Genomic DNA, 8,475 nt, shown 5'->3' on the forward strand with positions numbered 1-8,475 from the left:
CAGGGCAGGTCGGCGGCCGCGTCCTCCCGGACCGGCAGGGGCAGCCAGAGCGTGACCGTGGTGCCCTGGCCCGGCGTGCTGGCGATGACGAGGGCGCCCCCGGACTGCTCCGCGAAGCCTTTGGCCATGGACAGGCCGAGGCCGGTGCCCTGCCCCTTAGGCTTGGTGGTGAAGAAGGGTTCCGTCGCCCGCGACAGCGTCGCCGGGTCCATGCCGTTCCCCGTGTCGGAAACGGTCAGGCGCAGGTAGGACGCGGCCGCCGTCTCCTGGTCCGGCGCCTGCCCGCCCCCATCCTGGGGCGCCCCGGACAGCGGAGGGAGCGGCGGCGCCTCGCCTTCCGGGGCACGCGAGGCGGCGAAGCGGAGCGTCCCGCCCCTGGGCATCGCATCCCGTGCATTGGTGGCCAGGTTGATCAGCACCGCCTCCAGCTGCGAACGGTCCGCGCACAGCACCGGCAGGCGGGGCTCCACCTCCACGACGATACGCAGCCCCGGTCCCAGCGTGTGCCGCAGGATCTCGACCAGGTCGGCCAGCAGAGCCTCGACCGCCACGCTCTCGCTGCGAAGCTCGTCCTTGCGGGCGAAGGCGAGCAGGCGGCGCGTCACCGCCGCCCCGCGCTCCGCGGCCTCGCCCATCATCGCCGCCAGCTTCTCCACCGCCTGCGGATCGCCGGCACGGCGGCGGATCAGGTTCGCGCCCCCGGCGATGGCCTGCAGCACGTTGTTGAAGTCGTGCGCCACACCGCCGGCAAGCTGTCCCAGCGCCTCCAGCTTCTGCGCCTGCCGCAGCTGCTCCTCGGCGCTGCGCCGCCCCTGCTCGGCCGTCTCGCGTGCCGCCATGGCCTCCGCCATGCGGCTATAGAGGCGGAAGCGCCCGGCGACGAAGGTGGCGATGAGCAGGAGCGTCACGGCGATCAGCATCGCCGAGACGATCAGGATGCCGGCATCGATGCGCCAGCGGGCCAGCACCGCCTGCGTGGTCCGGCTGATGCTGACCACCACGGGCTGGGTCTGCAACCGTGTCGCTGCCACGAGGTGGTGCCGGCCATCCACCGGGTTGCGCAGTTCCTCCACCTGGCGTTCACCCGGCCGCATGCCGGCCGGCAGGTCCATGCCCTGTGTGCCGGCGGGAAGCGACGGATGCCGCAGCAGCAGGGCCCCGTCGTCGCGCCACAGGGCGATGCGCGTATCCTTGGGCATCCTCAGATCGGCATAGAGGCGATCGAAGTACTGCAGGTTCATGGCCCCGAGCACCAAGCCCAGGAACTGTCCCTCCGCCGAGGAGATCCGGCGGGCCAGGTAGACGGTCGGGCTGCCATTCCCCCGGTTCTCGACCGGCAGGCCGATGAAGGTCAGCCGCGAGGAATCGGTGCTCAGCACCTTGAAGTAGTCGCGGTCGGCGACGTTGACCGGGGGCACCGGCTGGTAGCGGGAAAAGTTCAGCAGCCGCCCGTCCCGGGCGATGATGGTCACGGCATCGAGCTGCGGGATGCCCGAGATCCGCGCCACCAGCATCCCGAAGACCTCCGGCGCCGTGGCGCGTCTGTCGAACTCCTCGGCACTCTGCAACTGGCCGTCCCGCAGGTCCCCGGCCACGCCGTTCACCACGAGCTCCACGCTCTGGAGGGCGCGGTCCGACTGTTCCGCCAGCAGGGTGTCGAGCGCGGCCAGATTCGCCTTGGCCGTCGCCAGCGCGCTGGTGCGCAGATGCATCGCCGTCAGCCCGGCACCGGCCAGGATGGCCACCGCCGCCAGCAGCCCGGTCGCGCGGACGAAGCGGACCATGCCGCCGGACCGGCCAAGGAAGGAGGAGGGGCTCTTCAAGCCCCGCCCCGCCAAGCACCGGGGCGGCCATGCGGCGATCCGCGCACCGGCCGGTCCAGGCGCGCAGCCGGGCCTTCGCCACACCCTGTCACGGTTCGCCTTCCCCCCGTTTTATCCCGCCGTCGCGGCCATGCACGCAGCATCCCGCTTAGGGGCCGGTCCTGCAACCGCGATGATGGTGGAGTGGAATGATGGAGCGTTCATCCTGGCCGGGCGTCTCCCCGGAGCCCGGTCCCCGGATGCCCCCCGGGCCGGGCCCGTCGCCGGGCGGGCGGCTCAGGCTCCCCGCGGCACCGTTCCGGGGAGGCACCGCCCGGGCATCGCCGGTTCGCGGGTGTCCGGCACGGATCCTTCACCCACCTGCCGGGACCTCAGCCTCACGCTTCCGGTCGATGCCGTCCTGCGGCGATCCGCTCCTGGTCCTGCTCCTGCACCGCATGGGCGGCGATGTAGCCGCGCAGCGCCCCGGCGGCGTTGAGCATGTGCGCCCGCATGCAGCGCGCCGCCTCCTCGCCATCCCCCCGCGCGATCGCCGCCATCACCTGCCCGTGCTCCTCGCGCGAGCGGTGGATGCGGTCGCCGTGGCGGAGCTGCGTGCGCCGGAAGGCCGCCAGCCGGCCGCGCAGCGCCATGGCCTGCTCCGCCAGGAAGGCGTTGTGCGTGGCGCGGTAGATGGCGTCGTGGAAATCCCGGTTGAAGCCGTCATAGGCATCGACATCGCCACGCCGCACCATCTCCGCCGAGGCGTCGTGCAGGTCCATCAGCCGGCTGCGCTCCAGCGGCGTCATGCGATAGGTGGCGAGGCGGACGCAGAGCGCCTCCATCTCGGCCGAGGTCTCGAACATGTCCATGATGCGCGTCGCGGTCACGCGGGTCACCACCACGCCCCGGCGCGGGCGCAGCTCCACCAGCCCGCTCACCGCGAGCTGGCGCAGCGCCTCCCGCACCGGGGTGCGGGAGGCGCCGAAGCGGTCGGCCAGGAGCTGCTCGTCCAGCGCGGTGCCGGCCGCCAGGGTGCCGGAGGCGATCTCGTCCGTCAGCGCGTTGCGGATGCGCTCGGACAGGAGAATCCGCTCCTCCGACAATGCCTCCACCGGCTCCGGCACCGATCCCGCCTCCATGCCATCCATCGCTCAGCCGCCCATCAGGGCCCGGACGGCCAGATAGAGCACGGATGGCGCCACGAGGCAGCCCAGGCCGGTGTGGAAATTGGCGGTCAGCGCGCCATAGGGCACCAGCCGCGGATCGGTGGCGGCGAGGCCGACCCCGCCGACATTGGCCTTCACGCCGGGCGCGAAGCCCAGCAGGTCCCTCAGATGAACGCCGGCCGGGGTGCAGACCGCGGGCAGGGCGACGCCGAAGATGGTCACGGGCAGCCCCCCGGCATGGCGGGGCGTTGGGCAAAGGGAAGCGGCATGGGCCGGAATCCTTCCTGGATGTTCCCGAGATCACGGGCCAGTCTGCCGCCGGCCTGGGTTTAAGTATGCAAAACACCGGTCGACAAGCAACAAAGTATGCAACAACGTGGCAACAAACTTGCGCTGTACACGAAATAGCGGATGCGCCACTCTGGCATCCACATGAGGTGAAGGCCGCCCTGCCCGGGGCCGCCGGGTTCCGAGAAGCGGGGAGGGAAGCCATGGCCCAATGGCGCCAGGAACAGGAAGCGCGGGAGGCTCGCATCGCCGCGGGGGCGCCCCTGGCGCAGGGCAAGGTGGTGCCCGCGGCCAGGGCGGGCGCGCTGCTGGAGGCGGTGCTGCGCCCCGGCGACCGCGTCTGCCTGGAGGGCGACAACCAGAAGCAGGCGGACCTGCTGGCCCGCGCCCTGGCCGGGCTCGACCCGGACAAGGTGCATGACCTGCACATGGTGCAGTCGGGCGTGGTGCTGCCCGAGCATCTGGACATCTTCGAGACCGGCATCGCCCGGCGGCTGGACTTCGCCTATTCCGGCCCGCAATCGGCCCGCATCGCGCGGATGCTCTATGGCGGGCAGATCGCACTGGGTGCGGTGCACACCTATCTGGAACTCTTCGCCCGCTACTTCATCGACCTGACGCCGCATGTGGCGCTGATCGCGGCGGTGAGCGCGGATCGCGAGGGCAATCTCTACACGGGGCCGAACACCGAGGACACGCCGACCGTGGTGGAGGCCACGGCCTTCAAGAACGGCGTGGTGGTGGCGCAGGTGAACGAGGTGGTGGACAAGGTGCCCCGCGTGGACATCCCCGGCGACCGCGTGCACTTCGTGGTGGAGGCGGGCAGGCCCTTCTATGTCGAGCCGCTCTTCACCCGCGACCCGGCCGCCATCACCGAGACGCAGATCCTCACCGCCATGCTGGCGCTCAAGGGGATCTATGCCGAGTACGGCGTGCGCCGGCTGAACCACGGCATCGGCTTCAACACCGCCGCCATCGAATTGCTGCTGCCGACCTATGGCGAGCGCCTCGGCCTCAAGGGCAAGGTCGCCACCCACTGGGCGCTGAACCCGCATCCCACGCTGATTCCGGCCATCGAGAGCGGCTGGGTGGAGCAGGTGCACTGCTTCGGCTCCGAGGTCGGGATGGACCGCTACATCGCGGCGCGGCCCGACATCTTCTTCACCGGCGCCGACGGCTCGCTGCGCTCCAACCGCGCCTTCTGCCAGACCGCCGGCCTCTATGCCTGCGACATGTTCATCGGCTCCACGCTGCAGATCGACCTGGAGGGGCATTCCTCCACCGTCACCCAGTCGCGCATCGCGGGCTTCGGCGGCGCACCGAACATGGGCTCCGACGCGCGTGGGCGGCGCCATCCCAGCGAGCCCTGGCTGCGCGCGGGGCGGGAGGCCGATCCGGACGGCGCCGCCGCGCTGCGGCGCGGGCGCAAGCTGGTGGTGCAGATCGGCGAGACCTTCGGCGACAAGAACGCGCCGCTCTTCGTGGAGCAGCTCGACGCGCTGCTGCTGGCGGACAGGCTGAAGCTCGATCTGGCGCCGGTCATGGTCTATGCCGACGACGTCACGCATATCGTCACCGAGGAAGGCATCGCCAACCTGCTGCTCTGCCGCGACCGGGATGAGCGCGAGCAGGCGATCCGGGGCGTGGCGGGCTATACCCCGCTTGGGCGCGGGCGCGATGCGGGGATGGTGGAGCGGCTGCGCGAACGAGGCGTGATCCGGCGGCCGGAGGATCTGGGCATCGACCCGCTGGATGCCGATCGCGGTCTGCTGGCGGCGCGTTCGATCAAGGATCTCGCGCACTGGTCGGGCGGGCTCTACCAGCCGCCCGCGCGTTTCCGGAACTGGTGAGGAGACGATCCCATGGAGAACCTGACCTTCCGCCACCGGGCCGCGAAGCCGGCCGGCGGCACGCGGAAGACGGCGATCGCCGGCGTGGTCGCCTCCGGCAACCTCGAAGTGCTGGCGGAACGCGTGCTGCCGGGCACGGAATGCGTGGTGGAGATCGCCACCGCCGCGCATGGCTTCGGCACGGTCTGGGAGGCGGTGGTGGCGGATTTCGTCGCGCGCCGCTCGCCCGGCGGCCTGCGCCTTTCGGTGAACGACGGGGGCGCGCGGCCGGACACGGTGGCGCTGCGGCTCGCCCAGGCGCAGCGGCTGATCGAGGAGGACGCGCCGTGAGCCTCGATTTCCGCAAGGCGAGCTGGTACGAGGCCAGCGCCCGCCAGCGCCTCCAGGGGCTGCTGGACCCTGGCAGCCTCACCGAGTTCCTCGGCCCCGAGACGCGCGAGCTGAGCCCGCATCTGCCGCTCTTCGACCTGCCGCGCCAGTTCGACGACGGCATGGTGGCGGGCGCCGGGCGGATCGACGGGCAGCCCGTGCTGGTGGCGGCGCAGGAAGGCCGCTTCATGGGCGGAGCCTTTGGCGAGGTGCATGGCGCCAAGCTGACCGGGCTGCTGCGCGCGGCGCGCGAGATGGGGGCGGCGGGCCGCGTGCTGATCCTCTTCGACACGGGCGGCGTGCGGTTGCAGGAGGCCAATGCCGGCGAGCTCGCCATCGCCGAGATCATGCGCGCGCTGCTGGAGGCCCGCGCCGCCGGGGCGCGCGTCGTCGGGCTGATCGGTGGGCGGAACGGCTGCTATGGCGGCGGCGGGCTGATCGCCGGCTGCTGCTCCCGCCTCGTCGTCTCGGAACAGGGGCGCATCAGCGTTTCCGGCCCGGAAGTGATCGAGACCAACAAGGGCGTCGAGGAGTTCGACTCCCGCGACCGGCCGCTGATCTGGCGGACCATGGGCGGCAAGCACCGCCGCCTGCTGGGCGGGGCGGACGGGTACTGCGCCGACACGATGGTGGCCTTCCGCGAGGCCGCGCTGCGGGCGCTGCATGAGGCGGGCGGCTTCGGCCTCGCCGCGATGCGGGCCGAGCAGAAGCGGCTGGAGGCGCGGCTGCAGCGCTTCGGCAACAGCACCGATGCGCGGGAGATCTGGCGCGCCCTGGGGGCCGAGGCACCGGACACCGTGCCCGAGCTGGACGACAAGGCTTTCGCGGAGCTCGCCACCCGTATCGCGGAGAGCGCCGATGACGCCCGCTGACATGCTCGCTTCCCTCTTCCCGGCCGGCCATGCGGTCCGCATCGGAGAGGACGGGCTGATCGCCGGCTCCGCCCCCCTGCCGGATGGGCAGGAGGCCGTGGTGATCGGCGTGGCGCGCCGCGCGGCCCTGGGCGTGGAGGGGGCGCTGGCGCTGTCCGGCCATGTACTCGCGGCGCTGGAGAAGGACGGCCAGGGCCCGGTGCTGGTGCTGGTGGACAGCGACAGCCAGCGCATGAGCCGGCGCGACGAGCTGCTCGGGCTGAACGAGTTCCTGGCGCATCTGGCCAAGTGCCTCGTCCTGGCCGACCTGCACGGGCGGCCGACGGTCGGCCTGCTCTACGGCCATACGGCGGCGGGCGCCTTTATCGCCACGGCGCTGGCAACGCGCGTGCTGGTGGCACTGCCAGGCGCGGAGCCGGCGGTGATGGACCTGCCCTCCATGGCGCGGGTGACCAAGCTCCCGCTGGAGGTGTTGCAGGAGAAGGCGAAATCCACCCCGGTCTTCGCGCCCGGGCTGGACAACCTCGCCCGGACCGGCGCGGTGCTGGAAACCTGGGACCCGGCGGCCCCACTGGCGGAACAGTTCCGGGCCCTGCTCGCGCGCGGCCTACCGGAACGCGACACGCGCGCCGCGCTGGGGCAGGAACGCGGCGGAAGGCCCAAGGCGGCGGAGATCGCGGCGCGGGTGCAGGAGCTGGCCCTGCGCCATGGCTGAGGCGGCCCATGGCTGAGACCCCACCGCGCCACGCCCTGCTGCGGGTCTCGCCCGAAGGCTGGGCCGCCATGCTGGAGATGCGGCCGGAATGGCGCGGGGAGCCCCTGCTGGCCGGCTGGGCGTGGCGCGGCTGGCCGGCATCATGGCCGCCAAGCGCACCGCCGACCTGATCCCGCTCTGCCATCCCCTGCCCCTGACCTCGGTGAAGCTGGAGCTGGAACCGGTGGAGCCGGATGCGGTGGAGATCGCCGCCACCGTGTCCACCGCCGGGCGCACCGGGGTGGAGATGGAGGCGCTGACCGCCGCCACCGTGGCGGCCCTGACCGTCTATGACATGTGCAAGGCGGTGGACCGGGGGATGCGGATCGAAGCGGTGCGCGTGGTGCACAAGTCGGGCGGCAAGTCCGGCACTTTCGAGGCCGACTGAAAGGGTTCCAGCGAGGATGATCCCGGTTTCCGAGGCGCTGCGCCGTATCCTGGATGCGCTGCCCCCCGTTCCGGCGGAGACGGTCAGCCTGCCGGAAGCCTGGAACCGCGTCCTGGCCGCGCCCGTGGCGGCGCGCCTCACCCAGCCGCCCGCCGATGTCTCGGCGATGGACGGCTATGCCGTGCGGGCCGCCGAGGCGGTGGAGGGTGCCAGCCTGGCGGTAACCGGGGCCGCACCGGCGGGCCATCCCTTCGCCGGCACGGTCGGGCCGGGCGAGGCGGTGCGGATCTTCACCGGCGGCTTCGTGCCGGAAGGGGCGGACGGCATCCTGCTGCAGGAGGACGCCACCGCCGAGGGCGCCCGCGTCACCGTGCGGGAGACCGTGCGCCCCGGGCGCTGGATCCGGCGGCGCGGGCTGGACTTCGCCGCCGGGGAGGAACTGCTGTCCCCCGGGCGTCGGCTCACCGCGCGGGACATCGGGCTCGCCGCCGCCGCCAACCATCCCTGGCTCGCCGTGCACCGCCGGCCCCGGATCGGCATCCTGGCCACGGGCGACGAGATCGCCCTGCCCGGCGACCCGCTGCCGCCGGGCGGCATCGTGTCCTCCAACGCCCATGCCCTGGCCGCCCTGGTGCGCGGCGCGGGGGGCGATCCCGTCATCCTGCCCATCGTGGCGGATGATTCCACGGCCATCGCCATGGCGGCCCGGGCGGCGGAAGGCTGCGACCTGCTCGCCACCACGGGCGGCGCCAGCGTCGGGGAGCATGACCTCGTGCAGTCGGCGCTGGGGCCGCAGGGCTTCGCGCTGGATTTCTGGCGGATCGCCATGCGCCCCGGCAAGCCGCTGATCTGGGGGCATCTGCGGGGCGTGCCGCTGCTCGGCCTGCCGGGCAACCCCGTCTCGGCCCTGGTCTGCGGCGTGCTGTTCCTGCGCCCGGCCCTGTCTCTTGATCACATCTACGCACAGCTCCACCGTAAGGCGA

General features: G+C 72.4%; 8 protein-coding genes and 1 pseudogene. 6 read left to right on the plus strand and 3 right to left on the minus strand.

All coding sequences use genetic code 11. The annotated features are described in order from the left end of the window. The 3 genes from ROTAS13_RS28490 to ROTAS13_RS14590 form a co-directional block, all read right to left on the minus strand. A partial coding sequence (locus ROTAS13_RS28490; protein WP_139323369.1) for an ATP-binding protein occupies positions 1–1,823 on the minus strand: 1,823 nt, incomplete at its 3' end. A gap of 377 nt (positions 1,824–2,200) precedes the next feature. After that, complete coding sequence (locus ROTAS13_RS14585) at positions 2,201–2,953, minus strand: GntR family transcriptional regulator (RefSeq protein WP_216348657.1); 753 nt, start codon at positions 2,951–2,953, stop codon at positions 2,201–2,203. A 3-nt stretch (positions 2,954–2,956) separates the two neighbouring features. Continuing rightward, entirely contained in the window at positions 2,957–3,193 is a 237-nt protein-coding gene (locus ROTAS13_RS14590; protein ID WP_058390249.1) for a malonate transporter subunit MadL, read from the minus strand. A gap of 269 nt (positions 3,194–3,462) precedes the next feature. On the opposite strand from ROTAS13_RS14590, the gene mdcA reads away from it, so the two are divergent. The 6 genes and pseudogenes from mdcA to ROTAS13_RS14620 form a co-directional block, all read left to right on the plus strand. Continuing rightward, positions 3,463–5,109: a malonate decarboxylase subunit alpha gene (mdcA, locus tag ROTAS13_RS14595; protein ID WP_019461864.1), complete on the plus strand. Its 1,647-nt coding sequence runs from the start codon at positions 3,463–3,465 to the stop codon at positions 5,107–5,109. Between the two features lie 12 nt (positions 5,110–5,121). Then, the gene (gene mdcC / locus ROTAS13_RS14600) at positions 5,122–5,439 is read left to right on the plus strand and encodes a malonate decarboxylase acyl carrier protein (RefSeq protein WP_019461865.1); all 318 of its coding nucleotides are present in this window, start codon (positions 5,122–5,124) and stop codon (positions 5,437–5,439) included. Further along, positions 5,436–6,350 (plus strand): biotin-independent malonate decarboxylase subunit beta, encoded by a 915-nt coding sequence (locus tag ROTAS13_RS14605; protein ID WP_075822700.1) that lies wholly within the window; start codon positions 5,436–5,438, stop codon positions 6,348–6,350. The genes mdcC and ROTAS13_RS14605 overlap by 4 nt, the downstream gene beginning before the upstream one ends. Beyond that, positions 6,337–7,065: a biotin-independent malonate decarboxylase subunit gamma gene (gene mdcE / locus ROTAS13_RS14610; RefSeq protein WP_058390253.1), complete on the plus strand. Its 729-nt coding sequence runs from the start codon at positions 6,337–6,339 to the stop codon at positions 7,063–7,065. The genes ROTAS13_RS14605 and mdcE overlap by 14 nt, the downstream gene beginning before the upstream one ends. 115 nt (positions 7,066–7,180) lie before the next feature. After that, positions 7,181–7,492: pseudogene (gene moaC / locus ROTAS13_RS14615) on the plus strand (cyclic pyranopterin monophosphate synthase MoaC); the annotation flags it as partial. Positions 7,493–7,508: 16 nt separating this feature from the next. After that, the coding region (locus ROTAS13_RS14620) for a molybdopterin molybdotransferase MoeA (protein WP_075822701.1) at positions 7,509–8,475 on the plus strand (967 nt) is incomplete at its 3' end.

Origin of the sequence: Roseomonas sp. TAS13 (assembly GCF_001950415.1) — a bacterium.
Classification (GTDB): Bacteria; Pseudomonadota; Alphaproteobacteria; order Acetobacterales; family Acetobacteraceae; genus Roseomonas; species Roseomonas mucosa.